Origin of the sequence: Candidatus Darwinibacter acetoxidans (assembly GCF_041936445.1) — a bacterium.
GTDB lineage: Bacteria > Bacillota > Limnochordia > Darwinibacteriales > Darwinibacteriaceae > DTU010.
Map to the genome: position 1 here is coordinate 1 of NZ_JBHGXH010000176.1, position 24,800 is coordinate 24,800.

Annotated in this window: 25 protein-coding genes; 2 read left to right on the forward strand and 23 right to left on the reverse strand. The window is 59.3% G+C overall.

Annotation, left to right across the window (positions count from 1 at the left end; genetic code table 11):
- Positions 1 to 121 precede the first annotated feature (121 nt).
- The 7 genes from ACE4YL_RS06385 to pcrA form a co-directional block, all read right to left on the reverse strand.
- Positions 122 to 568, reverse strand: coding sequence for a Fur family transcriptional regulator (locus tag ACE4YL_RS06385; protein ID WP_461358917.1), 447 nt, complete (start codon positions 566 to 568; stop codon positions 122 to 124).
- 14 nt (positions 569 to 582) lie between these two features.
- Positions 583 to 1,401: a prolipoprotein diacylglyceryl transferase family protein gene (locus tag ACE4YL_RS06390; RefSeq protein ID WP_461358916.1), complete on the reverse strand. Its 819-nt coding sequence runs from the start codon at positions 1,399 to 1,401 to the stop codon at positions 583 to 585.
- A gap of 88 nt (positions 1,402 to 1,489) precedes the next feature.
- Positions 1,490 to 2,920, reverse strand: coding sequence for an Asp-tRNA(Asn)/Glu-tRNA(Gln) amidotransferase subunit GatB (gene gatB, locus ACE4YL_RS06395; protein WP_461360417.1), 1,431 nt, complete (start codon positions 2,918 to 2,920; stop codon positions 1,490 to 1,492).
- Positions 2,910 to 4,340 (reverse strand): Asp-tRNA(Asn)/Glu-tRNA(Gln) amidotransferase subunit GatA, encoded by a 1,431-nt coding sequence (gene gatA, locus ACE4YL_RS06400; RefSeq protein WP_461360416.1) that lies wholly within the window; start codon positions 4,338 to 4,340, stop codon positions 2,910 to 2,912. Before gatA ends, gatB begins: the two co-directional genes overlap by 11 nt.
- On the reverse strand, positions 4,337 to 4,630 hold the full coding sequence (gatC, locus tag ACE4YL_RS06405) for an Asp-tRNA(Asn)/Glu-tRNA(Gln) amidotransferase subunit GatC (RefSeq protein ID WP_461358913.1): 294 nt from the start codon (positions 4,628 to 4,630) through the stop codon (positions 4,337 to 4,339). The genes gatA and gatC overlap by 4 nt, the downstream gene beginning before the upstream one ends.
- Positions 4,617 to 6,623, reverse strand: coding sequence for an NAD-dependent DNA ligase LigA (gene ligA / locus ACE4YL_RS06410; protein WP_461358912.1), 2,007 nt, complete (start codon positions 6,621 to 6,623; stop codon positions 4,617 to 4,619). The genes gatC and ligA overlap by 14 nt, the downstream gene beginning before the upstream one ends.
- Positions 6,624 to 6,641: 18 nt before the next feature.
- On the reverse strand, positions 6,642 to 8,801 hold the full coding sequence (gene pcrA / locus ACE4YL_RS06415) for a DNA helicase PcrA (RefSeq protein ID WP_461360414.1): 2,160 nt from the start codon (positions 8,799 to 8,801) through the stop codon (positions 6,642 to 6,644).
- 223 nt (positions 8,802 to 9,024) lie between these two features.
- Between pcrA and ACE4YL_RS06420 the strand changes: the two genes are divergently transcribed.
- Positions 9,025 to 9,669 (forward strand): cell wall hydrolase, encoded by a 645-nt coding sequence (locus ACE4YL_RS06420; protein ID WP_461358910.1) that lies wholly within the window; start codon positions 9,025 to 9,027, stop codon positions 9,667 to 9,669.
- Between the two features lie 62 nt (positions 9,670 to 9,731).
- On the opposite strand, the gene hisIE is transcribed toward ACE4YL_RS06420, so the two are convergent.
- The 14 genes from hisIE to ACE4YL_RS06490 form a co-directional block, all read right to left on the reverse strand.
- Positions 9,732 to 10,367: a bifunctional phosphoribosyl-AMP cyclohydrolase/phosphoribosyl-ATP diphosphatase HisIE gene (hisIE, locus tag ACE4YL_RS06425; RefSeq protein WP_461358909.1), complete on the reverse strand. Its 636-nt coding sequence runs from the start codon at positions 10,365 to 10,367 to the stop codon at positions 9,732 to 9,734.
- Positions 10,368 to 10,383: 16 nt separating this feature from the next.
- Positions 10,384 to 11,616: a glutamine-hydrolyzing GMP synthase gene (gene guaA, locus ACE4YL_RS06430; RefSeq protein ID WP_461358908.1), complete on the reverse strand. Its 1,233-nt coding sequence runs from the start codon at positions 11,614 to 11,616 to the stop codon at positions 10,384 to 10,386.
- 16 nt (positions 11,617 to 11,632) lie between these two features.
- On the reverse strand, positions 11,633 to 12,148 hold the full coding sequence (gene hpt / locus ACE4YL_RS06435) for a hypoxanthine phosphoribosyltransferase (protein WP_461358907.1): 516 nt from the start codon (positions 12,146 to 12,148) through the stop codon (positions 11,633 to 11,635).
- Positions 12,149 to 12,274: 126 nt separating this feature from the next.
- Complete coding sequence (groL, locus tag ACE4YL_RS06440) at positions 12,275 to 13,891, reverse strand: chaperonin GroEL (RefSeq protein WP_461358906.1); 1,617 nt, start codon at positions 13,889 to 13,891, stop codon at positions 12,275 to 12,277.
- Positions 13,892 to 13,916: 25 nt separating this feature from the next.
- A complete protein-coding gene (groES, locus tag ACE4YL_RS06445) occupies positions 13,917 to 14,204 on the reverse strand; it encodes a co-chaperone GroES (RefSeq protein WP_461358905.1) in 288 nt (95 codons plus the stop codon).
- Positions 14,205 to 14,368: 164 nt separating this feature from the next.
- On the reverse strand, positions 14,369 to 15,076 hold the full coding sequence (locus ACE4YL_RS06450) for a 2-phosphosulfolactate phosphatase (RefSeq protein WP_461358904.1): 708 nt from the start codon (positions 15,074 to 15,076) through the stop codon (positions 14,369 to 14,371).
- Positions 15,077 to 15,087: 11 nt separating this feature from the next.
- Positions 15,088 to 16,107, reverse strand: a complete 1,020-nt coding sequence (gene tsaD, locus ACE4YL_RS06455; protein ID WP_461360413.1) for a tRNA (adenosine(37)-N6)-threonylcarbamoyltransferase complex transferase subunit TsaD — start codon at positions 16,105 to 16,107, stop codon at positions 15,088 to 15,090.
- Positions 16,079 to 16,555, reverse strand: coding sequence for a ribosomal protein S18-alanine N-acetyltransferase (rimI, locus tag ACE4YL_RS06460; RefSeq protein WP_461366910.1), 477 nt, complete (start codon positions 16,553 to 16,555; stop codon positions 16,079 to 16,081). The genes tsaD and rimI overlap by 29 nt, the downstream gene beginning before the upstream one ends.
- On the reverse strand, positions 16,537 to 17,223 hold the full coding sequence (gene tsaB / locus ACE4YL_RS06465) for a tRNA (adenosine(37)-N6)-threonylcarbamoyltransferase complex dimerization subunit type 1 TsaB (RefSeq protein WP_461360412.1): 687 nt from the start codon (positions 17,221 to 17,223) through the stop codon (positions 16,537 to 16,539). Before tsaB ends, rimI begins: the two co-directional genes overlap by 19 nt.
- Entirely contained in the window at positions 17,204 to 17,677 is a 474-nt protein-coding gene (tsaE, locus tag ACE4YL_RS06470) for a tRNA (adenosine(37)-N6)-threonylcarbamoyltransferase complex ATPase subunit type 1 TsaE (RefSeq protein ID WP_461358049.1), read from the reverse strand. Before tsaE ends, tsaB begins: the two co-directional genes overlap by 20 nt.
- Before the next feature lie 72 nt (positions 17,678 to 17,749).
- On the reverse strand, positions 17,750 to 18,904 hold the full coding sequence (locus tag ACE4YL_RS06475) for an amidohydrolase (RefSeq protein ID WP_461358047.1): 1,155 nt from the start codon (positions 18,902 to 18,904) through the stop codon (positions 17,750 to 17,752).
- Positions 18,905 to 18,974: 70 nt separating this feature from the next.
- Positions 18,975 to 19,688 (reverse strand): gamma-glutamyl-gamma-aminobutyrate hydrolase family protein, encoded by a 714-nt coding sequence (locus ACE4YL_RS06480; protein WP_461358046.1) that lies wholly within the window; start codon positions 19,686 to 19,688, stop codon positions 18,975 to 18,977.
- Positions 19,689 to 19,747: 59 nt separating this feature from the next.
- The gene (locus ACE4YL_RS06485; RefSeq protein WP_461360411.1) at positions 19,748 to 20,104 is read right to left on the reverse strand and encodes a type II toxin-antitoxin system PemK/MazF family toxin; all 357 of its coding nucleotides are present in this window, start codon (positions 20,102 to 20,104) and stop codon (positions 19,748 to 19,750) included.
- Position 20,105: 1 nt separating this feature from the next.
- A complete protein-coding gene (locus tag ACE4YL_RS06490) occupies positions 20,106 to 20,372 on the reverse strand; it encodes a CopG family ribbon-helix-helix protein (RefSeq protein ID WP_461358044.1) in 267 nt (88 codons plus the stop codon).
- A 153-nt stretch (positions 20,373 to 20,525) separates the two neighbouring features.
- On the opposite strand from ACE4YL_RS06490, the gene ACE4YL_RS06495 reads away from it, so the two are divergent.
- Positions 20,526 to 21,200 (forward strand): helix-turn-helix domain-containing protein, encoded by a 675-nt coding sequence (locus ACE4YL_RS06495; protein WP_461365338.1) that lies wholly within the window; start codon positions 20,526 to 20,528, stop codon positions 21,198 to 21,200.
- A gap of 70 nt (positions 21,201 to 21,270) precedes the next feature.
- Here ACE4YL_RS06495 and ACE4YL_RS06500 read toward each other — a convergent pair whose 3' ends face one another.
- Positions 21,271 to 22,632: a hypothetical protein gene (locus ACE4YL_RS06500; protein WP_461369399.1), complete on the reverse strand. Its 1,362-nt coding sequence runs from the start codon at positions 22,630 to 22,632 to the stop codon at positions 21,271 to 21,273.
- 395 nt (positions 22,633 to 23,027) lie between these two features.
- Positions 23,028 to 24,329, reverse strand: coding sequence for a hypothetical protein (locus tag ACE4YL_RS06505; RefSeq protein ID WP_461359729.1), 1,302 nt, complete (start codon positions 24,327 to 24,329; stop codon positions 23,028 to 23,030).
- Positions 24,330 to 24,800: the final 471 nt, after the last annotated feature.

Genomic DNA, 24,800 nt, shown 5'->3' on the forward strand with positions numbered 1-24,800 from the left:
GCCACTTCCTTAGAAAGCTCGCACCGCCAGGCTTTCCTCTCTGCAAGGGTTAGCTGTGTACTCCTCCCCATCAACGCACCTATCTCGATTGCACTTATGATACAATGTGTCTGCCCTAATGTCAAGTACTGGACTTCTTGCGGCACTGGGCGCACAGCCCGAAAAAGCGCAGGCAGTGATCGGTTACCTGAAACCCGCTCTCTTCTTCAATGCGCTGTTCGATAGCTTCCAAAAGGTCGCTGTGGAACTCACCGATGTAGCCGCACTGCTTGCAGATGAGGTGATGGTGGTAATGCTCCTCCTCACCGCCCAGCTTGATTTCGTAGCGGCTCTGCCCATCACCGTAGTCGAAGCGGTGGACGATCCCCAGCTTCTCCAAAAGCTCCAAATTGCGATACACCGTGGCCAGGCCGATTTCACTGTGGAGTTTCTTCGTATGCATGTAGATCTCTTCAGCGGAAAGATGGTCGTCGGCATTGGCAATGAGCACATCCAAAACGGCACTTCTCTGGGGAGTGAGCCGGTAAGACTCCTCCTCCAGCTTCGCCTTCACCCGGTCCTTCAGCATGCCTCCACCCCCTCTTAGCCAAACCGCCAGTAAAAGAACTTGACCATGAGCAGACCCACGCCCAGAATCCACGCCCAGTACAACAGGGAAGTCTGCCAGCTGCTCCCGTATCTCCTGCGCCTAGCCTCGGTGAGGGGGGCCTGCAGGAACAGGTAGAGCCAGACCAGGCCGAAAACCACGAAAGCCAGGGTGTACAGCCAGGGCAGGGCCGACTCGCCAGTTATTTCCCGGAAGGGCATGAGGATGCGCTGGGCCAGGGCCCCCAGAGCCAGATAGCCCAAGAAGAGCTGGCCGTCGAAGCGCAGCCTGCGCCGAAAGCGCCAGAGGTAAGAGAAGATGATGTAATAGAGCAGAGCTCCGTACAGAGGAAGGGGGTGCAGGCTGAACTCGCCCAAGTGCACGCCCAAAGGGCTGCTGGTCTCCCTGCCCAGGACGCTGGAACCCAGGTAAGCCAGGGACTGCATGAGAGCTGCCGAAGGGGTAAGGGCATCCAAGAAGGCTGCCGGGTTGGCCACATGCCTAAACAGGAAGTAAATGGCGTACAGGCCAGCTGCGAATAAGCCAGTGCGCTCATCCAGCTGCACGCTGCTGAGCAGGACCCAGGGGTAGAGCAGCATGCGCCAGCCGTGCAAACGGAAGACGCAGGAGATGCGCCCGGCAGCAATGAAGACCAGGGCCACCTGTACAATGCAGCGGAAGACAAAATCTGGTTCGAAACCCTTGCGCCGCCCTTCACGTTGGGCCAGATACGACCCGATCAGCAGCCCTAAACCCAGCATGGCGCCGTAAGAGTAGACGGGAAGGTTAGCGAAGAAAAACAGAATATTTTCCATAAAATACTCCTGCCCTTCACTGCTTCTATTCCCTCTAGCGGGCAAAACTCCTGCCGTTTACCAGTATTTTCAAGCAGCCTGGGCGGCGCTATACAAGCCGGTTCAGTTCCTCTTTGAGCAGCTGGTTGACGACCTTGGGATCGGCCTTCCCCTGCACTGCCCGCATCACTTGCCCCACAAAGAAGCCAAACAGGCGCTCCTCCCCCGCCCGGTAGCGGTCCAGAAGGTCCGGATGCCCCGCGAGCACCCCTTGGATCGCTTCCCGCAGCTGCTCCACGTCCCGCAGCACTTCCCAGCCCTTTTCCTTCACGATCTGCCTGGGTGAGAGGGGCGAACGGAACAGCTCCTCCAAAACCGCTTTGCTCTGGCTGTGGGTGATCAGCCCTTCGTCCACGATGGCGAGCAGCTCCGTGAGGCGCTCCGGCTCCAGATGCCCAAACTCCCGAGCCAACCCGGCATATTCCCCCATGAGCAAATTGATCAGGGCCCGGTTGTCCCCCCCGGCCACCGCCAGTTCCAGAAACAGCTGGCCAAAATCAGGGTAGTTAACCAAGAAGGTGGCCTCGTAGCGGGAGAGCCCGAACTCCTTTTCCAAACGGCGGAGGCGCTCCAGCGGGCGCTCGGGTAGGCTGGCCTTGATCCTCTCCACCCAGGCGGGGTCCAGGCGCAGGGGCGGTAGATCAGGCTCGGGGAAATAGCGGTAGTCGGGGGCATCGGCCTTGGAGCGCATAGATGCGGTCCTGCCGCTGCGCTCATCCCAGGTTCTGCTCTCCTGTCTAATTTTCCCACCCTGTTCCAGCACGATTCTCTGCCGCTCAGCCTCGTATTCCAGGGCCCGCTCCAGCGCCCGGAAGGAGTTGAGGTTTTTGACCTCCACCTTCGTGCCCAAAACGGCGCTGCCCTGGGGTTTCAGGGAGATGTTGGCGTCACAGCGCAGGGAGCCTTCCTCCATCTTCACATCGGAAACGCCGATGTAGAGCATCAGCAGCCTGAGCTGTTCCAGGAAGAGCCGGGCCTGACGGGGACTGGTGATATCGGGGGCGGTGACAATCTCGATCAGGGGAATGCCCGCCCGGTTGTAATCCACCAGAGAGTACTCGGAGTCCACAATGCTCCCGCCGCTGTGGATCAGCTTGCCCGCCTCCTCCTCCAGATGCAGGCGGGTGATGGCGGTGCGGTGCAGCTGATCGTCAATATAGTATTCCAAATACCCATCGGTGCACAGGGGATAGGTGTCTTGGGTGATTTGGTAGGCCTTGGGCAGATCTGGGTAGAAGTAGTTCTTGCGGTCGAACCGGCTGAAGTGGTGCACCTGGCAGTTGAGGGCCAGGCCCGCCTTTACCGCATATTCCACAGCCTTCTCGTTGACCATGGGCAGCGACCCGGGCAGGCCCAAGCACACGGGGCAGCACTGGGTGTTGGGGGCAGCGCCGAAGGCCGTGGAGCAGCTGCACAAGAACTTACTCTCCGTAAGCAGCGCCACATGGATTTCCAAACCGATCACGATATCATAATTCAAAACCGGCCACCCTTTCTACGTTCGCTTCCACCACGTGGGCCACCTGGAAGATCAGTTCCTCTTGGAAGTGATTGCCCATAATCTGCAGCCCGATGGGGAGCCCCCGGGCATCGGAGCCGCAGGGCAGGCTCAAGGCGCACACGCCGCTCAGATTGGCAGTGGCTGTGTACAAATCGGAAAGGTACATCTCCAGGGGATTGCGCTTCTCCCCGATTCTGAAGGCGGTGGTGGGGGTGGTGGGGGTGATGATCACATCCACCTCTGCAAAGGCCCTGGCCACCTCCTGCCTGATCAAAGTGCGCACCCGCTGGGCCTGCTCGTAGTAGGCCTCATAGTGGCTGGCACTGAGCACGTAGGTGCCCAGCATAATGCGGCGCTTGACCTCGGGGCCAAATCCCGCGCCCCTGCTTTTGGCGAACATGGTGTTCACATCGCCAGCGGGTACCCGCTCCCCGTAGCGCACCCCATCAAAGCGGGCCAAGCAGGAGCTGGCCTCCGCCGTGACCAGGGTCAGGTACGTATCGATGGCGTACTCATTGGAGGCCAGGGAGATGGGCTGTAAAACCGCACCCTGCTCCTCCAGGGAGCGCAGGACGCTCCGGGCAGCGGCCTCCACTTCCCCATGCAGTCCGGAGCTGAAAAACTCCTCAGGCACCCCAACCTTCAGGCCCTGCACCACCTGGGGGTCCCAGGCGGGCAGCGCAAAGGGGCGCGCTTCTGTGGAGGTGGCATCCCGGGGATCCGCTCCGGCGATCAAAGAAAAGAGGATGGCCGCATCCTCCACCGTGGCAGCCAGGGGCCCCACCTGGTCTAAAGAGGGCGCCAGGGCCACCACGCCGTAGCGGGACACCCGCCCGTAGGTTGGCTTCAGGCCCACCACGCCGCAGAAGGCCGCAGGCTGGCGGATGGAACCGCCGGTATCCGTCCCCAGCGACCAGGGCACCTGCCCCGCGGCCACCGCCGCGGCGGAACCACCGGAAGATCCCCCCGCCACCCGGGCGGGATCGTGGGGGTTTTTGGTTACACCGAAGGCGGAATACTCGGTGGAGGAGCCCATGGCGAACTCATCCAAGTTGGTTTTCCCGATAATGATCAACCCGGCCCGTTTCACCCGCTCCACCACGGTGGCATCGTACACCGGCCGGTAGCTGCGCAGAAACCGGGAAGCACAGGTGGTGCGCAGGCCCTTGGTGGAGATGTTGTCCTTCACCGCCAGGGGAATGCCATCCCAGGGGCTCAGGGCCTGGCTCCGGGCCCGGCGCTCATCAGACTGGGCGGCCTGCACTAGGGCCCCCTCTTCATCGACAGTGATAAAGGCGTTGAGTTCCGGTTCCGTTTCTTTGATCCGCTCCAGGCAGCGCCGGACCAGCTCGGTGCTGGTGATCTCGCCTGCCGCGAGCAGCTGCGCTAGTCTTCTCATTCCTGCCCCTCCACAATGCGCGGAACCTTGAAGTAGCCGTCCATTACCTCGGGCCCCTCCGCCAGCACAGCAGCCTGGGGAAGGCTTTCCCCCACCTGATCTGGGCGCAGTACGGTGCCCACGGTAAGGGCATGGCTGGTCCCGGCAAGTCCACCCACATCCACCTGCTGCAGCTTGCGGCCGGAAGCCAGAAAGCCGTTCAGATCACGCAGGTACAGCTCGATTTCTTCTTCACTCAACTCCAAGCGGGCTAGCCTGGCCATGCGCATTACTTCCTCACGATCGATCAAGTTGCACACCTCTTTCCGCCAAGAAGTCCACAAGCTCCTGCTCGGAGAGGATGGGAACGCCCAGCTCCGCAGCCCTATCCAGCTTGGAGCCTCCCCCCGGGCCCGCCACCAAGTAGCTGGTGCGCCTACTCACGCTGGAGGAGACAGTGGCACCTAAGGAGCGTAGGAACTCTTCTATTTCCGAACGGGTAAACCCTTCTAGGCGGCCGGTCACCACAAAGGTCAACCCTGTGAGCACCTGCTCCTGCACTTGGGGCTCTTCTTCTTGGGCCAAGCCCAGTTCCAAAAGCTCCTCCACCAAAGCCCTGTTTTCTCCCACGGCGAAGAAATCCAAGATGGACTGGGCAATCTTCTCCCCCACCGCGGGGATGGCCATGAGCTCTTCCTTGCCCATCGCCATCAGCCTGGGGAAACTGCCGGCCGCCCGGGCCACTTCCCGGGCCACTTCCTCGCCCACCAAGCGGATCCCCAAGCCGAAAAGGACCCTGGCCATGGGCTGGCCTTTGCTGGCTTCGATGGCCGCCAAGAGATTGTCGGCGGATTTCTCGCCAAAGCGCTCCAGTTGGAGGAGGTCCTCCCTGCGGAGCCTGTAGAAATCCGCGGGGGTCCGCACCAAACCCGCGTCCACCAGCTGGCCCACGATGGCGGGGCCTAAACCCTCGATGTCCAGGGCACCCTTGGAGGCAAAGTGGATCAGCCGCTCCAGGCGCTGGGCAGGGCACTGATTGTTCACGCAGCGCACCACCGCCTCCCCCGCTTCCCGCACCACCGGCTGGTTGCAGGACGGGCAGCGCTCCGGCATCTTGAAACTGATTTCGCTGCCATCGCGCCGCTCCGGCAGGGAGCGGACTATTTCAGGGATCACATCGCCGGCCTTCTGGAGGATCACGTAATCGCCGATGCGGATATCCCGGCTCTTGATGATATCCTCGTTGTGCAGCGTAGCCCGGCTCACGGTGGAGCCCGCGACCGTAACTGGCTCCAGTTCCGCCAGGGGGGTGAGCGCGCCTGTACGGCCGACCTGGACCGCGATGTTGAGCACCTTGGTCACCACTTGCTGAGCCGGGAACTTGTAGGCAACGGCCCAGCGGGGGCTGCGGGCCGTGGTACCCAAAGCCCGCTGCGCAGCGAACTCATTCACCTTGATCACTATACCGTCGATCTCATAAGGCAGGGAGCTGCGCTTTTCCTCCCAACTGCGGATAAATTCCAGCACCTCGGAGAAACTTCTGCAGATGCGGTAGTGGGGGTTCACCTTCAGCCCTAAGCGGCGCAGGTATTCCAGGGCCTCCCCCTGGGTCTTCAACTCGCCGTGGAGTCGGGATTCCACCGCGAACAGGAAAATGTCCAGAGGCCTTTGGGCGGTTAAGCGGGGATCCAGCTGGCGGAGGGAACCGGCCGCCGCGTTGCGGGGATTGGCAAACACGCTCTCCCCGGCCTGCCTGCGCTCCTCGTTGAAGGCCAGGAAATCATCCCGGTTGATGAACACTTCGCCCCGCACGTTGATGGTCCTGGGTTCGTTGAGCCGCAGGGGCAGGGAGCGGACGGTGCGCAGGTTAGCGGTGACATCTTCCCCCGTGCGCCCATCACCCCGGGTGGCGCCCCGCACAAAGACGCCGTCCTGGTAATCTAGGGAAACGGACAGCCCATCGATCTTCAGCTCGCACACAAAGCTCACGGGCTGGCCGGTTAGCTTTTCCACCCGCTCCCGGAAAGCTTCCAGCTCATCCAGGGAAAAGGCGTTGTTCAAACTGAGCATGGGTTCTCTGTGCACCACCGGGGCAAAGCGGGAACTGGGTTCATGGCCCACCCGCTGCGTAGGTGAATCGGGGGTGATCAGCTCAGGGTACTGCTCTTCCAGCTGCACAAGCTCCCGCATGAGGGCATCATACTCAGCATCGGAGATGATGGGATCGTCCAGCACATAGTAGCGGTAATCATGTTCCCTGATTTCCCTGCGCAGACTGTCAATTCTCTTTCTAATCTCTTCCACGGCACAACTTCCTCCCCTCTAGACTTTGGTGATGGGGGCCAGATGGGCCAGTACCCGTTTGATGCCCTGATCGGGGAAGGCGATGGCCAAGAGCAGATCTCCCCCCGAATCGCTCACGGAAACGATCATGCCCCGGCCCCAGATTTTATGCTCAACCTTATCTCCCACCCGGAAGGTCCGCTGCGAATCACCGGGCTTGGGGGACTCTGCCGGCACATAGCTGCGGAGATCCAGGGAGCTTACGCCCTTTTCCTCCAGGTATTGGGGATCAATTTCCTGCACAAAGCTGGAAACAGCATTGGGCCGCGTCGCTCCGTAGAGGGTGCGCTGGCGGGCACAGGTCAGGAGCAGGCGGTCCTGGGCCCGGGTCATGGCCACGTACATCAGGCGCCGCTCCTCTTCCAGCTGCCCGTCTTCCCAGGCGGAGCGGGCATGGGGGAAAATACCCTCTTCTAGCCCCACGATGAACACCACGGGAAACTCCAGGCCTTTGGAAGCATGGACAGTCATCATGTTCACCGCATCTGCTTCCGCGTCGTAGGCATCCACATCGCTGATCAGGGCCACATACTCCAAAAGCACCGCCAGGTCCGCGGCGGTCTCGCCGTTCTCAAACTGCCTGGCCAGGGAGAGGAACTCGTCCAGGTTCTCCACCCGCGCCCGCGCTTCCTCATCGCCCTGGGCCTGGAGCTCTGCCAGGTAACCGCTCTCCTTAAGAACCGCGGTGACCAGCTCGCTCAAGCTCCGCCGCCCTAGGCTCTGGCGCCAGCCCTCCACCAGGTCCCGGAAATTTCGCAGGGCCTGGCGGGCCCTGCTTCCCAAGCCGTCCACCCCATCCAGGTAGGAAAGGGCCGCAAAGAGGCTCAGGCCGAACTCCTGGGCATAGGCGGCCAGGCGGGATAGGGTTGTCTCGCCGATCCCCCGGCGGGGAGTGTTCACAATGCGCAGGAAGCTCATATCGTTGTCGGGATTGTGAATCAGGCGCAGATAGGCCAAAAGGTCCCTGATCTCTTTGCGCTCGTAGAAGCGCACGCCGGCAATGATGCGGTAGGGTATGCCGCTGCGCATGAACTCCTCTTCCAAAACCCGGGAAAGGGCATGGGTCCGGTACAGAATGGCAACATCCCGGAACGCCCAGCCTTCCTTGTCCCTAAGCTCCCTGATGGCCTGGGCCACAAAGCGGGCCTCTTCCCACTCGCTGCCCCCCTGGAAAAAGGCCACCTTTTCTCCGGCGGGACGCTGGGTCCACAGCCGCTTCACCTTGCGCTCGGTGTTGTTTTTGATCACGGAATTGGCCGCGCCTAAGATGTTCTGCGTGGAGCGGTAGTTCTCCTCGAGCTTGATCACCTGTGCCCCAGGAAAATCTCTCTCAAACTCCAGGATGTTGCGGATATCGGCACCCCGGAAGGCATAGATGCTCTGGTCTTCATCGCCCACCACGCAGATGTTGCCGGTGCGCTCCGCCAAGAGGCGCACCAAGGCATACTGGGCCCTGTTGGTATCCTGGTACTCGTCCACCAAGATATGCTCAAAGCGCTCCTGGTATTTACGCCGTACTTCCGGATGCTCCCGGAAGGTGCGCACCGCGGCCATGATCAGATCGTCGAAGTCCAAAGCATTGGCCCTTCTGAGCTTCTCCTGGTATTTGGCATACACCTTGGCCACGATCTGCTCCCAGAAGTCGCCGCCCGCGGGGTAGTCTTCAGGTTCCACGAGCTCGTCCTTGGCCCGGCTGATGGCACTTAAGAGTGCTTTGGGCTGGATCCGCTTAGGATCTAGATTCAGCTCTTTGCACACTTCCCGCACCACGGCCAGCTGCTCAGTGTCGTCAAAGATCTGGAAATCCCGTCCCACACCGGCGTAGGCCGCCTCCGCGCGGAGGATGCGCACGCAGAGGGCGTGGAAGGTGCCCATCACTACCTGAGCCGCGCCTGGCCCGATCAGGGCCTGGAGGCGCTCCCGCATCTCCTGCGCCGCCTTATTGGTAAAGGTTACCGCGACGATCCTGTGGGGCGGTACACCGTGGGCCCGGATCAAGTGGGCGATGCGGCTGGTGAGCACCCTCGTTTTGCCGCTGCCGGCCCCCGCCACCACCAAAAGCGGGCCGTGGGCCGTGGTTACGGCCAGTCTTTGCTGTGGGTTTAAATCCTGCAAGTAATCCATCTTCCTCTCCTTCAAGCAAAAACTCCTTCCTGTCCGCGGCAGTCTTTCCAGAGGTTCCCAGCAGGGCAGCGCCCCTGAACCGAGAAATATGACCTGCAGAAAATCCCGACAAAAATGGAAGGAAGGAACAGTCAATTTGCGGCAGTATACTTTGCTCTCACTCATTCTTGTGCTGGCAGTTGGTCTTGGGGGATGCCTGAGTCCTCTACCGCCTGCGGGGGGTTCGGACGGACCGCCCGTGGGCGGCGCCAAAGCGTCCCTCACTGGAACGGTTCAGGATGCCTTCTCCGGCCTCAAGCTCTGGAGCGGGCAGGTAACCCTCACCCGTGCAGGCTCCCCGGGACGCAGCACTACCCTGAAGGGCGGCGTCTTTGAGCTTAAAGACTTAGCGCCCGGTACTTACACCCTCACCATCAACGCCCTCTTTTACAAACAGCTGCAGAAACAGGTGGTGATCACAGGCGGGAACGTCAGCGTATCGGAACAGCTCACACCCATTTTTTCCCGTGAGGAGCTGGACCTTTTGGCCCGCCTGGTTCATGCGGAAAGCAAGGGTGAGCGCTACGAGGGGCAGGTCGCGGTGGCAGCCACAGTGCTCAACCGCGTGAAGCACCCCGATTATCCCAACACCCTCCAGGGGGTAATCTACCAAGTGGTTGTCTCTGGCGGTCGGCGCTATTACCAATACGAACCGGTGCTCAACGGGACGATCCATGCCCCCGCCAGCCAGACTGCTAAAGATGCCGTCGCCGATGCCCTGGCGGGGTGGGACCCCAGCTTGGGGGCCACAGGCTTCTTCGCCCCGGCCAAAGTGGGCAAGGGTTCCTGGGTGTGGAGCAGAACTCCCACCGTCACCATCGGCAACCACCGTTTCTTCAAGTGATGCAAAGACACCTCCCAGCGCGGGAGGTGTCTTCTGCTCCTGGGCCGGTCTGCACAGAGAAATCAGTTCCCCGACAAACTGGAGCGGCCCAGCAGTTCTTCCCACACCGCCTCCAAACTGATCCTCCTGAAAACCAGGAGCACCAGGAGGTGATAGAGTAAGTCGCTTACCTCGTAAACCAGTTCTTCATCATCTTTGTTCTTCCCTGCAATAATCACCTCAGCGGCTTCTTCCCCAAGGGCCTTGAGGATCTTGTCCAAGCCGTTGTCCATCAAGTAGTTGGTATAGGAACCCACCTTCGGCGAGCGCCTGCGGTCTTCAATATTGGCATAAAGCCAGGAGAGGGCTTCCCGCTGCGGCAGCAGATCACTTTGGTCCGGACCGTCGGACATAATCAGGTTATGAAAACAGGTGTAGGACTCGCCATCATCATCGCATGCTCCGTGGCCGTGCTGGTCCACGATGATCAAAACCGTATCCCGGTCGCAGTCGGCTGTGATGCGCCGCACTTTCTGGATGTTGCCAGCTTCGCCGCCCTTTTTCCAGACCTCCTTGCGTTTGCGGCTGTAAAACCAGGTCTCCCCGGTCTGCAGCGTCTTATTGAAGGCCTCCTCGTTCATATAGGCCATCATCAATACTCGTCCCTGGGTGTCTTGGATAATGGCTGGCACCAGACCGTTCTCATCGTACTTAATCATGACCTCACCCCCAATCCTATTCCCACTCGATGGTGGCCGGCGGCTTTGGACTGATGTCGTAAACCACCCGGCCGATCCCCTCGACTTCCCCCAGCAAACGCCTGCCGATGGTATCCAGCAGTTCATAGGGGACGCGCACCCAATCGGCACTCATACCATCCACGCTGGAAACAAAGCGGAGCCCCACCACATAGTCGTAGGTGCGCCTACCCCGCTGCACGCCCACGGCGCGCATGTTGGTGAGCACAACTGCGGCCTGCCAGATTTTGTGGTACCAGCCGGAGCGGTGCAGCTCCTCCCGGACTATGGCATCCGCCTGGCGCAGAAGATCCAGCTTCTCCTTGGTCACAGCCCCCAGCACCCGAATGGCCAGTCCCGGCCCTGGGAAGGGGTGCCGCCAGAGAATCTCCTGGGGGATCTGGAGCTTCTCGCCGAGGATGCGGACCTCGTCCTTAAAGAGCACCGCCAGGGGTTCCACGAGTTTAAAGCGGAGGTCTTCCGGCAGCCCCCCCACGTTGTGGTGGGATTTGACCAAATCCCCCTGGCCCACACCGCTTTCCAGCACATCGGGGTAGAGCGTGCCCTGCACCAAAAACTCCACATCCCCCAATTTAGCCGCTTCTTCCTCGAAGACCCTAATAAACTCTATGCCGATGATCCTGCGTTTTTGTTCCGGATCCTCCACGCCAGCCAGCTTGCTCAAAAAGCGCTCCTCGGCCTCGACGTGTACCAGGGGAATGCCAAAGCCCTCCCGGAAGGTTTCCACAACCTGCTGGCTTTCGCCTGCCCGCATCAGGCCGCTATCCACGTAGATGCAGGTGAGGCGGTCCCCAATGGCCCGGTGGACCAAAACGGCAGCCACCGCCGAGTCCACTCCTCCGCTCAGCGCGCAGACTGCCCTGCCAGACCCCACCTGAGCCCGGATCTTTTCCACAGCCTGGTAAAGGAAGTTATCCATATTCCACTCCCGTATCTCGCCGCAAGCCTTAGATAAAAAAGACTCTAGAACCTGCTCGGAGGGGGAGCGGTCGTCTAGAGACAGTACGGGAACAGCTGTTTGCCCAAGCACTGCTTCTAAGCGCGCAGAAACCATCCCCACAAGGATAATTCCCCTCAGATCAGGGCCTTGCACGGCTTCAACTGCAGCCGAACAGGGGACGATTTCGCTGTATACACCCAAGCTGCGCACTTGCCTGGCCACGTTTTGGGCGTGTAGAGAGCCGCCATCCACAACTAAGATCCGCTTCAAAAAGCAACCCTCCGCCTCAATTCTCGAGCACACCCACATAGGGCAGTTCCCTATGCATATGATTGTAATCCAGCCCGTATCCTATGACAAACTTATCAGGAATGGTGAAACCAACATAATCGGGGGTGAAGTCAGTCCGCCTCCGCTCCGGCTTATCCAAAAGCACAGCGGTTTTCAAAGTGGCAGGATTGCGCGATTGCAGCAGCTGGTAGAGGTAAGAGAGGGTGAGGCCCGTGTCGATAATATCTTCCACGATGAGCACATGTTTGCCTTCAATGGGACGGTCCAGATCTTTGAGCAGCTGCACCACCCCGGAGGTTTCGGTTGCCTCACCGTAACTGGAGATGGCCATGAAATCCACTTCCAGGGGCACAGAGATCTGGCGGATCAAATCGCTCATGAACACCACCGCTCCCTTGAGGATACCGATGATCATCAGGCTGCGGCCCTGGTAGTCCGCGGTGATCTCCCGGCCGAGTTCCTGCACCCGCCGGGCGATATCCTCTGCGCTGATCAGAACCTTTAACTGCAACCTCATCCCACCTGCTCATGACGATTTTCGTACTAATATTTTCGCCACCATGGGCGTGATCCCTTGTAAATCCCGTGTTAACTTAAAAAGACCCCGCTTCGCAGCGGAGTCTTTGCGCTTCTTTACTTACATCATGCCCATGTTGTTCATGTTGGCAGCTGGGTTGTTCTTCTCTTCGGGTTTATCCACCAGCAGGACTTCAGTGGTGAGGATCATGGCGCCGATGGAAGCAGCATTCTGCAGGGCGCTTCTGGTGACCATGGCCGGGTCGATAATGCCCCGCTCCACCATGTCCACATACTCCTCGGTGAGCACATCGAAGCCTACGCCCTTGGGCGAGCTCTTCACTTTCTCCACAACTACGGCACCCTCAAGTCCTGCGTTGTTGACGATCATCTTCAGGGGTTCCGCGAGAATCCGGCGGATGATATTGACACCTGTGGCTTCGTCGCCTTCTACCTTCAGGTTATCCAGGACGCCAATGGCGTCAACCAGCATGGTTCCGCCGCCGGCTACGATACCCTCTTCCACGGCTGCCCGGGTTGCCGACAGGGCGTCCTCGATGCGGTGCTTCTTCTCCTTCAACTCGGTTTCAGTGGGGGCACCAACTTGAATCACCGCTACGCCGCCTGCCAGCTTGGCCAAGCGCTCCTGGAGCTTCTCCCGGTCATAGTCGGAGGTGGACTCTTCGATCTCGGTGCGGATCTGGTTGACCCGTGCCTGGATGGATTCGGCTTTGCCCTTGCCATCCACGATGGTGGTGTCTTCCTTGGTCACAATGACCTGGCGGGCTTGGCCGAGCATATCCATGGTCACGTTCTCCAGCTTCAGGCCCAGATCTTCGCTGACCACCTGGCCGCCCGTTACCACAGCGATATCCTCCAGCATGGCCTTGCGGCGGTCGCCAAAGCCAGGGGCCTTCACAGCCGCCACATGCAGGGTTCCCCGGAGCTTGTTCAGAACCAGTGTGGCCAAGGCTTCGCCTTCCACATCTTCAGCGATGATCAGCAACGGCCTGCCGACCTGGATGATCTTCTCCAATACCGGGAGCAGGTCCGCAACGGCACTGATCTTGCGGTCTGTGATCAGGATGTAGGCATCTTCCAGCACAGCTTCCATGCGGTCGGTGTCAGTGACCATGTAGTGGGAGATGTAGCCCCGGTCAAACTGCATACCTTCCACAACTTCCAGGGTGGTCCCGATGGTGTTGGACTCTTCCACCGTGATAACCCCGTCTTTGCCCACTTTTTCCATGGCGTCGGCAATCAGATCGCCGATTTCCTTGTCGCCTGCGGAAATGGCGGCAACCTGCGAGATGGCTTCCCGGGTTTCCACGGGCTTGGCCGTCTTCTTAATCTCTTCCACAACCGCCTCAACCGCTTTTTCAATACCGCGCTTTAGGAAAATGGGGTTGGCACCGGCGGCCACGTTCCTGAGGCCCTCGCGCACGATGGCCTGGGCCAGCACCGTGGCTGTGGTGGTACCGTCGCCTGCGATATCGTTGGTCTTGGTGGCCACTTCCTTAACCAGCTGGGCACCGAGGTTTTCATAGGGGTCCTCAAGTTCAATCTCGCGGGCAATGGTCACACCGTCATTGGTAATTGTGGGAGAACCGTAGGATTTCTCAATGACGACATTGCGTCCCTTGGGACCCAATGTGATCTTCACGGCATCTGCCAGTGTGTTTACTCCATGCTCTAGCTTTTTCCGGGCATCCTCCCGAAAGAGCAGCTCTTTAGCCATTCATCTTCACCTTCCTCGTTGAGATTTATTCTACGATCGCCAGCAGGTCAGACTCCCTGAGAATAAGCAGCTCTTCACCTTTGTACTTAATCTCAGTTCCGGCATACTTGGCAAACAAAACAGTGTCGCCCTCTTTAACGCTCATGGGCAGAAGCTTGCCGTCGTCGCTGTATTTCCCAGGGCCCACTGCTAAGACCTTACCTTGCTGCGGCTTTTCTTTGGCTGTGTCTGGCAGTACGATGCCGCTGGCAGTTTTCTCTTCCGCCTCCAGAACCTTGAGAACAATACGATCTCCTAATGGCTTGATGTTCAACTGTGTGTACCCCCTTTATCCTCTTTGTTAGCACTCTTTGTCAGTGAGTGCTAAATCTATACCCTATGTTAATCAAGGCCCCCAGTTTTTGCAAGCCTTCCCACCTGGCAGAAATGGTCTTTTTTGGCCAAAATCGCCTGGTTTTCCAAAATAGCTCCCGAAAGCTAGCCTTCTTCCCCCAAGGCTCCCCAACCCGTCTCCGGATCCCAGAGAACTACTCCGGTGGAAACCCCGCACTCCAGGCAGTAGCTCAGATCTGCACTGAATCCCAGGGCCTGCAGCCGCCGGCCGTGCGCGCTCTGGGCCAGGTCCTCCCGGGGAAGGTGTGCCCAGAGGGCCAGGGCGGCCTTGGCCCCATCGCCGTATTCTGCCCCCGGCAGCAGGCTGGCGATCAAACCTGCACACCAGGTATCTTCCAGGGAGAACCTCCCCTCCAGGCCGGCCGGGATCAGCACCACATCCTGCCCCAAATCCGCCAAGTAAGCGGCCGCAGCCGGGGCCGAGCGCAGGCAGGCCAGGACCACCAGTGCAGCTTCTCTAGCGGCCCGCACCGCCCTGGTGCCGTTGGTGGTGGTGAAAACCAGCTCTCCCCCTTGGTACCTCCGGCCGTGGTGTTCCAGGGGCGAGTTGCCAAAATCAAAGCCGGGGATCTTCAGGGCATTCCTTTCCCCGGCCAAAAGCAGCTTGGGGTGGGAGGCTTTCAGGCGCCAGGCCTCCTCCACCTCTCCCACCGGATAGAACCGCTCGATTCCTGCCTCCAAGGCAGCCAAAACCGTGGTGGTAAACCGGAAGACATCGATGACCACGCCCACCCGGCCAGCTAAGTCGTGGTGGACCACTTCTTCGGGACTTAGTATGACATCAACGCGCACAAATATCCCCCTTACTCGTCGCCCAAGCGCAGGTTAGCCACGGCGTTCAGTGTATAGTCGCTGCGCTGGCCGGCGAGGTATCTGAAATACCCGGCGCTGCCGATCATGGCTGCGTTATCTGTACAGAGGTACACTGGAGGATAGAGGAGTTCCATCCCCCGCTGGGCGGCCTGGGCGGCCACATGTTCCCGGAAGCTCCCGTTGGCGGCAACGCCCCCGGAGAGAATCACCTGGCGCACGCCGAAGGACTCAGCAGCCGCCATGAGTTTCCGGGTGAGCACATCGATGATGGCCCACTGGAAGCTGGCGGCAAAGTCGGCCAGGGGCACCTCCTGCTTTTTCTGCTTGGCCTCGTTGAGGTAGTTCAGCGCGGCAGTTTTCAAGCCGCTGAAGGAAAAACCATAGTCCTCGGAAGCCAAAAGCCCCCGGGGGAACTCGATGGCGTTGGGGTCGCCCCCCCGGGCCAGCTTTTCAATCTGGGGCCCGCCGGGATAGGGCAGTCCCAGGACCCTGGCCACCTTGTCAAACGCTTCCCCGGCGGCATCATCCCTGGTACGCCCCAAGATCTCATACTCCCCCAGCCGGGGAATGAGCAGCAGATCAGTGTGCCCCCCAGAGACGGTTAGGCAGACCAGGGGCGGCTGGATCTCTCTACCCGTGAGGAAATTGGCATAGATATGCCCTTCGATGTGGTTGACCCCCACCAAAGGCTTACCGGTGGCAAAAGCCAGGGACTTGGCCGCGGCCACCCCCACCAGGAGGCTGCCCACCAGACCCGGGCCGTAGGTTACGGCGATCACCTCGATCTCCGCCAGATCCACACCAGCCCCGGCCAGGGCTTCGTGGATCACCGGAAAGATGGCCTCAATATGATGGCGGGAGGCTATTTCCGGCACCACCCCGCCATATTTCTGATGAATATCAATCTGGGAAAGGACCACGTTGGAGAGGATCTCCCGACCTTCTTTGATCACGGCAGCCGCAGTCTCATCGCAGCTGGTCTCAATTCCCAGTGTTAGTCCGCTCTTCACCCAATTCCCTCCACATAATCAGCGCATCTTCTCTGTCGTGATAGTACTCCTTGCGGATGCCCCTGGGTTCAAAGCCCAGTTTGGTGTAGAGTGCCTGAGCGGCATCATTGGACACCCGCACTTCCAAGGTCATGGCCACAACGCCCCGCTGCAGAGCATACTCGGTGAGCTCGCCCAGGAGCCCCTGGGCGATACCCCGCCGGCGGAAGCTGGGGTCCACCGCGATATTGGTGATGTGGCCCTCATCCAAGATGATCCACATTCCAGCATAGCCCACAATTTGTTCACCCACAACCGCGACTATGTAGATGGCCGCGTCGTTGCAGGAAACTTCCCGGAAAAACAGGTTTTTGGACCAAGGGCTCGGGAAACACCTGCACTCCACAGCGTACACCTGGGAAATGTCTTCCACTGTCATGGGGCGATAGGTCACTGTTTGTCCTGCCACTTCCGCTCCGCCTCCGTCAAACGCATGTAGGTAGGCTTCAATGCAAAGGCATCGCTGGCCTGGCCGGCCAAAAACCGCCGGTAGCCCAAGTGCGCGGCGGCGCTGGGCCGGAGCAAGCTGAGGGATGCTGGAGGAAAAACCGCACCGGGCAGGGCTGCATCCAGCTCTTCCCGGTAGTTCACCGCTCCATCGCCCACAAACAAAAACTGAGCCCCGACCTGCGCTGCACACCAGCCCAGCACATCCTCAAGGCTGCCGTGACCCGGTTCAGTCAGCCCTTCTCCCCCTTGGAAGGCCTGCCAGAACGCGGATCTCCGCCGGGCATCGATGAGCGCGACCACAATTCCAGGAAAGACTTGGAACTGCCAGCCGAAAGCCTCCAGGGTGGTCACCCCCACCAGGGGAATGCCCAGGGCGTAGCCGAAGCCCTTGGCTGTGGCCAGGCCGATGCGCAGCCCGGTGAAGGACCCGGGACCGGTGACCACACTGATCAGCCCCACGTCCTGCAGCTGCACCCGGGCATGGCCCAACAGCTCGTCCAGGGCGGGAATGAGCCTTTCCGAATGGGTGGTGCGGATGTTGAGGATGGATTCGCCCACCAGTTCCTCGCCCTTGAGCAGTGCCGCGCCTCCAGTCATGGTTGATGTGTCAATCCCCAGAACGTACACCGAGACGCCTCCTTATCTCAGCGGCCAGCTCCCGGCCCCGGGCTCCCACGCCCCTGAAGGTGAGCCTGCGGGACCGGGGCCCCGTTTTCTCCAGGACAATGTCCAGACGCTCCTCGGGCAGCTGCGCAGGGAAGAGATCGCCCCATTCCACTACTGAAATGCCGGTGCCGTAGAAGTAGTCCTGGCAGCCGATGTTCTCCAGCTCCAGCTCGTCCTCGATCCGGTAGAAATCGAAGTGGTAAAGCAGCCCGCCCCCACCCTCGTATTCGTTAACAATGGAAAAGGTGGGGCTGGTTACCAGATCCTCCGCGATACCCAGCGCGCCAGCCAGGCCCTTGACAAACAAGGTCTTGCCCGCCCCCAGCTCTCCTATGAGATTGAGCAGATCACCGGGCCGGAGCAGCTCGCCCACGGCTGCGGCGATCGCCATGGTTTCCTCCGGGCTGTGCGCCACTAGTTCCAAAGCCTCTTCCTCCCTGAGCCTGAGAAGGGGCAGACCCCGTAACGGGGCCTGACCGCTTACCAGCTATTGTTCAACCACTAGTTTACCATGGATCCACACTTTTTCCACCCGGGATTGTACCTCTAGGGGATCGCCGTTCCAGAGCACCAGGTCGGCCATTTTGCCCACCTCGATGGAACCATAGCGATCATCGATTCCCATGATCCGCGCCGGGTTGATGGTGATGGCCTTCAAAGCTTCCTCATAGGGCAGGCCCGCCTTCACCGCATAGGCCGCGGCTGTGGGCAGATAACCCGCCGGGATAACCGGGTGGTCCATGGTGATGGCCACGGGCACCCCGCCCTCCCACAGGATGCGCAGGGTATTCCAGGAAAGTTCCTTCAGCTCCACCTTGGAGCGGTTGGTCAGGGTCGGCCCCACAATGGCCCAGACCCCGGCTTCTTTCAGTTCCTTGACGATTTTGTGACCTTCGGTGCAGTGCTCAATGCTGATATCCAGGTTGAACTCCCTGGCGATGCGCAGGGCAGTCATGATATCATCGGCCCGGTGGGCATGGGCCCGCACCGGCAGCTCCCGCTTCAGTGCCCTGGCCAAAACTTCCAGCCTCAGGTCCCGATCGGGGGCTTTATCCGGATCCTCTTTCGCCTTCTCCAGTTTGGCCAGGTAATTCTGGGCTTTGACCAGCTGTTCCCGGAGGATAGCTGCCGTGGCCATCCTGGTGGAAGGGGACTTCTTCTGGTTGGAATACACGCGCTTGGGGTTCTCACCGAAGGCGACCTTCAGACCCCCATCTTCCTTGATCACCATCTCATCCACAGTATTGCCGTGGAGGTGCACCACCACTCCCTGGCCGCCGATGACGTTGGCGCTGCCGGGCAGGACGCACATGGCGGTAACACCGGCCCGCAGGGCCTCGGCAATCCCTTCTTCGTGGGGATTGATGCCGTCCATGACCCTCAAGTGGGGCGTTACGGGGTCGGTCGCCTCATTGCCGTCGGAGCCTTCCCAGCCCAGGCCCTCTTCCCAGGCCCCGGCATGGCCGTGGGCATCCATAAAGCCGGGGGTTAGGATCCTGCCTTCAGCGTCCAGCACCTGGGCGCCCTCGGGAATCTCCACTTCGCCCACCGCGGCGATCTTCCCCTCGGCGTCGATGAGCACACTTCCTTCGAAAATGCCGTTAGTTATGGTGTACAGCTTTGCGTTCTTGATTACCAGCAAGGTCTCGCCTCCTCTTTGTGCACATGCTGTTCATGTTCACCAAGGAAGGCTGGAATCCTGCCAAGGGAGCTCAGTCCGCCGCGGCCGCCTCCACGAATTTCCTGAACAGTTCCCGGGCAGCTGGGCAGTGCTCCTCCATCAACTCCGGATGCCACTGCACACCCACGGCAAAGCGGTGCTCGGCGCTTTCCACCGCTTCGATAACACCATCGGAGGCGGTGGCGGCGAGGCGCAAACCCGTGCCCAGTCGCTTTATGGCCTGATGGTGCAGGGAGTTGACCTTAAGGGAACCGCCGCAGATACTGCTCAGCAGGGTGGCGGGCTCCAGTTGCACCTCATGGGTGCCGTACCAGCCGGGGGCCTGCTGGCGGTGCTTGAGGGCCCCTGCCACCTGCGCCGGGATGTCCTGGAACAGCGTTCCCCCCAGGGCCACATTGAGCACCTGGATGCCGCGGCAGATGGCCAGAAGGGGCAGGTCATGCCGCAGGGCCCAGTCCGCCACGGCAAAATCCAGTTCGTCCCGGAGGGGGCTGATCTCACCGCAGCCGGGATGGGGCTCTTCACCATAGCGCTGGGGGTCTACGTCCACTCCGCCGGTGAGCACCACACCCCGCACCTGGCTGAGCAGCGAAGCGAGCTGTTTCGGCGGCTGGTGGGGAATGATCAGGGGAATCCCCCCCGCATTGATGATGGCTTGGCTATAGGCGCGGGCCAGGAAAAAGTGGTTGGGATGGTCATTGTTGTGCTGGGCGACCAAGCCGATGAGTACCTGCCTGTTGGACATGGAAGCACCTCCTGGGAAATAAAAAAACACTCAGCCAGTGAGTGTTGCGATCAGCGGCGCTAGAACTTGACTAAGCCGAGACTGATCTGCAGCGCTCGATCAATCTCCGCCATGGTTTCGGCATCGAGGTGGGCGATCTTCTCCTTCAACCGGCGCTTGTCGATGGTGCGGATCTGCTCCAAAAGGATTACGGAATCCTTTTCCAAAGGATAGTGGGAGCTGTCCAGCTCCACATGGGTAGGCAGCTTGGCCTTTTTAATGCGCGAAGTAATCGCCGCCACGATGGTGGTGGGGCTGTATTTGTTGCCCACATCGTTCTGCAGGACCAAAACGGGCCGGACTCCCCCCTGCTCCGAACCGATCACCGGATTGAGATTGGCGTAAAACACATCGCCACGCAAAACTTCGTTGTCCACTCTATTCAGCCTCCGCCAGCTGGCGTTCGTAACTTTCCAGCAGCTCTGCGTCGTTCCCTTCTTCAGCCAGGGTGAGGTTGAGTTCCGCCATGATCTGGTAACCAACGCGCAGTTTGTCCTGTAGGCTCTGCGCTTCTTTCTCCATTATATACAGCTGCACGACGTTTTGTATAAACTGGCTGCGGTTAATTTTCTCCTCATGGGCCAGGCTGTCGATCTTGGCGAGAAGCGCGGCGGGAATCCTGATCTGAACCCGTTTGGTATCCACTGGGGAAGTCACCTCATCTAGACACGAATTCACAGTAATTATACCGCCCGGCGCAAAGAACTGTCAACAATGGCACAGATTGCCTTTTTCCAGGTTTTATGGTACACTTGGCACAGTATGAAGTCATTATTTACACACCTTGGGGGTCACGGCATGAACCTACTGGGTGCGCGGCTGCGGCAGAGGCGCAGACAGCTGGGCTTGCGGCAGAAAGATGTGGCCGGGGAAAGCTCCGCCAGTTTCCTGAGCAAGGCAGAAAGCGGCGCTGCCCAGCCTTCCCTGGCCAACCTCAGGGACTGGGCGGCGGCCTTAGGAACCACCGCCGGCGACCTGCTTGGCGACCACCTCGTTTTGGAGGCGGCAATGCATTCCATCCTCCACACAGAGAAGTGCCTGTCCTATTTGGAGCAGCTGCCTCCATCACCCCTCACGGCTTTCCTGCGGGAACTCACGACAAGCGCCTCTTCCCTGAGTACTCCCGTACCGGAGCCTCCCCAAAATCCCTTCCTGGAATACCTGACTGCACGGGTGCATCTGCACAGGGGTGCGGCCCAAAAGGCCGAGGAAATCCTCATCGCCACCTTAGCCCGCGCCAAAGCGGCCCCCTGGCGTATCCTGCCCCTTTCCCTATTATGCCAGATTTACGGGGAGCTAAGCGAAACGGAGAAGAAAGAGCTGGCCCAAGCAGAGCTCCGGCAGAGCCTGGAAGAACTGGACCACGACCAGCTCCTCCGCTCCCTACCCGAACCGCACCTGCTCACAAGCCTGGAGCTGGACCTCCTCAAACTCAGTGCCCTCCGCCAGCACCGGCATCTCCTCACAGACTGAACCCACAACTCTCCACAGCAAAAAACCACCCGGGAGGAATCCCGGGTGGTCTTGCTGTTCAGCAACTCGCTTAGAACGGTACCGTCACCTTTGCCTGGATGAGAGAGGCTTCCTGATTAGCGAATTCTTCGTCAAAGGGCTTCACTTTCTTCAGGGTCAGGTCAATGGTTGTATCGGAGAGACCGATCTTGTAGCTTGCACCGGTACCGACAGTCAGGAACTTACCAATGCCTGCAAAGGAAGCATATGGGGTGATAACCAGCTTCTCGGTGGCCTTGATGTAGCCGTCCAGACCAACCTCGTAGCTGTTGTCCTTGATTTCTTCGCCTTCGTCGTTCTTGGCAGACATGGCGCCATACTTGCCATAGGCTTTAGCCCAGATGAAGTCCTCCAGCACGGGCGAAGCTACTTCGATACCAACCATACCGAGCTTCACATCTGTCAAAGAGGCGTAGGCGTGTGCCGCCGGCGCATCATTGGTGAACCACTTGCCGCCCTTGAACAGGTCATCATAGCCCAGCGTGTCGCTGAAGCGATACCATACATCCAAGCCGATAACATTCTCATTCTCATCGGCAATGGTCTGGGTTACAGAACCCTTAGCCTTGATAGCAGCCTCTGTCCAGGTCACCGTGCCGCTGATCACGGTGGCATCTTTCTTATTAACTCCGTCGCCATTCTCCCACTTATCGTTGGCATGGGTTACGCTAGCGTTTACGTTCAGCTGCTCCGTGAGATCCATGTCGGCTCCAACGCCAACGGCAAAGCCGAGATCTTCCTTGATATCCAGACCGGCGGCTGCGGTCAAACCAATAGTCGTGCTGCCAGCTTCGATGTCTGTGCCAACTTGGCCGACCACTACATTGGATGCACCATCAGCCGTCCAACCCTTACGGGCATAGGCCAGGCCGAAATCAAAGCCTTCAACGATATCATTCAGTTCAACAAAGGTGCGGATGTTGTTGGTGGGTTCGAAATCGATGGCAACATCAGCTACATCCACTACGTCGAACTCGAGACGGGCGCGCATCTGGTCGCCAGCTGCCTTACCAGCCCTGATCATGCCGAAGTAAGTCGCCTTGTCGCTCAGTTCCTGCTTGTTGCCCCAGATGCTGGCTGTGAAGTAGTCGTCCGCGAGAACGAGCTTGTACTTACCAAGCTCGAACTTCGAGTTTACCAGGTTCAACCCTGCGGAGAAGTCCCAGTTGACGATCTCCTCAGCCTCTTCGTCTTCACCAATGGTGGTCACGTTCTTGTTGGAGGCACTAATCGTGAATTCGAGTGTTGGCTCCAGCGAATAGGGATCTACACCGAGTTTGAAACCCTTCTGTTCAAACTTGGCCGTAAACTTGCCGCTGAAGCTCACGGCAGCCATGGCACTGCTGGCAAAAGCCAGAACCAGTACGAGCGTGAGTACCAGTACTTTTCTCATCATTCTTTTCCCCCTCAGTTCTTAGAGAATTGTGCTTTGATCCTCTCCACATTACCAGCGGAGTGTGGGGAAAAAGTCTCCTTGTTTCCTTTTCTCCCCATCGTTCCCCGGGTAATGCCTTTATGTCCTCTGCGGCCATTGGATACTGAGCGGACACCCCCTTTCCGTCCAATGCCTGTGAGAACATAAAGCACGAGATTATATTGGGATATTTGACGTTGAGCAGATAAATCCTTCCAAGGCTTAAACTTTTTTCCACCCACCCCCATAAAAGGCAGGCGGTTTTCGGTATTCTATGTTCTTATTGTTATGCCTTTTTCCCTCTTTCTTGCTACGAAAGGGCACAAAAATGGCCCCCGGGAAACCCGGGAGCCACTTTGTTTGGTTATTCCGTTCTAGAACTCGACCTTCATGCCTGCGTTGAAGGTGGTACCTGTGGAGCGGGCATGTTCGATACCCAGGTTGACGCCGTTGGGCGCTGCGAACTTAGCGCCAACTTTGTAATCAACCGACTCCAGGGCGAGCTCGGATGCGGATACTTCAGCGCTCAGCTCCAGGCCGTCAATGGCCGGGATGAAGCCGAGGGTGGTGCTGGCACCGATGGTGTGCACCAGTTTCCGCTCTGTGCCGCCGAGCCACTTGCCTTCGTAGCTGGCATCGATGGCCAGGCCTTCCATGACCTCGAACTCACGTCCAACACCAAAGGTGGTGGACTTGGCGGAAATGCTGCTTACCGCAGGCACATCCAGCACGGTCTCCACGTCGAACCTGAATCCTTCGTACTCTGTGCCGGCACCGATCTTGGCTTCAGCAAACATCTGGTCGTAGTCGGCATGGAGTTCAACGCCCTGCTGCTCTGTCTCAAAGCCTACGAACAGGCCCGAGTTCTTGGCCCGGGGCAGATGGATCCAGTCGTGCTCAGCAGTGCCGTCTTCGCTGGCCTCTGCCACATAGCGGGGTACGAAGCCATCGGTGATGTGCTTGTAACCAGCTGTTATGGCAGTGTTCTCTGCCAGCTCATAGCCTGCTTCCACTTTCCAGAGGTTGTTCATCTTCAGGCCGGAGTCTTCTGTGTGGTCTGCTGCCACAGAGCCGCGTACCCGCAGACCCTCCAGGGGTGCTGCGGCGGCATCAAGCTGCAGACGGGTGATCTCGGCGTCGGCGATGACCGATGCGCCGATGGCAACCTCTTCCAGAACCCTCAGATCACCGCGCATGCCCAGCACATGGCCGTGCTCGCCGGCGAGGGCGTAGAAGCCGTTCAGCTCAGCCAGCTCAACATCTACACCGCTGATGCTGATGCCGCTGCGCTTGGTCAGGCTGGCGTATGGGCTGTAGGCGATGTCCAGGGTGCCGAACCGGGTTGTGGCCTCAGGGCCGCCGTGCCAGAAGGCACCATCTGCTTCGATGAAGGCCTGCTTCAAAGCGATATCGCCAAGTGTGATATCTGTGGGCACGAGGTCATCGTCTTCCTCTTTGGCCAGACCAAACTCCAGGCCAGCCCGGACCTTGTCTTCAGCTGCGCTGAGGCCAAGGTTGAGCGACAGTTCCGAACCGGGAACGACTGTCACATCTTCGCCCTTTTTGTTCACTTCAATTTTGGTTTCGATTGCTCCACTGATGTCCAGACCAGCGGCGGAAACCGGGGCTGCGACGATCAGGGCTGCAACTAAAGCCAGAATGATTGTTCTTTTCATGTTTTCTATCCCCTCTTTGTGCGTTGTTTCGTTCTCTGTACAGCCCAGGACCTTCAGCTGCGATGGGGGATGATCTGCGGTGAGTCTCCACGTTTCCTCGCCTCGATCTTCCCGTGAGTGCGATTGGTCTGTGCCGTACCTCAGCTGGTCTCAGCTGCCCTAGGGGTGCACCTCCTTTCCTGAGCGGTCTGCCGAGGCCGCTGCCTGTACCCCACGGGTGGTCTGTGGTGAAGTCGCTGGTGAATCTCCCCTCCCGTGGCGATACGCCTATCTATTTCTCCCCGCTTTTTGCTATTCCTCCTGCTAGAGGGCTTGTAAGTCTTGCCAAGGGAACCAATGTTCGCCAAAACCAAGGGGCGCAGGGCGCGAAAAAAGAGGGCACCGCACGGTACCCTCTCCCTATTCAGCTGTCTGTGCTCTCCGTTTAGCGGATGACTTCCTCCGTATCCTTGTCGAAGAGGTGGATCTTCA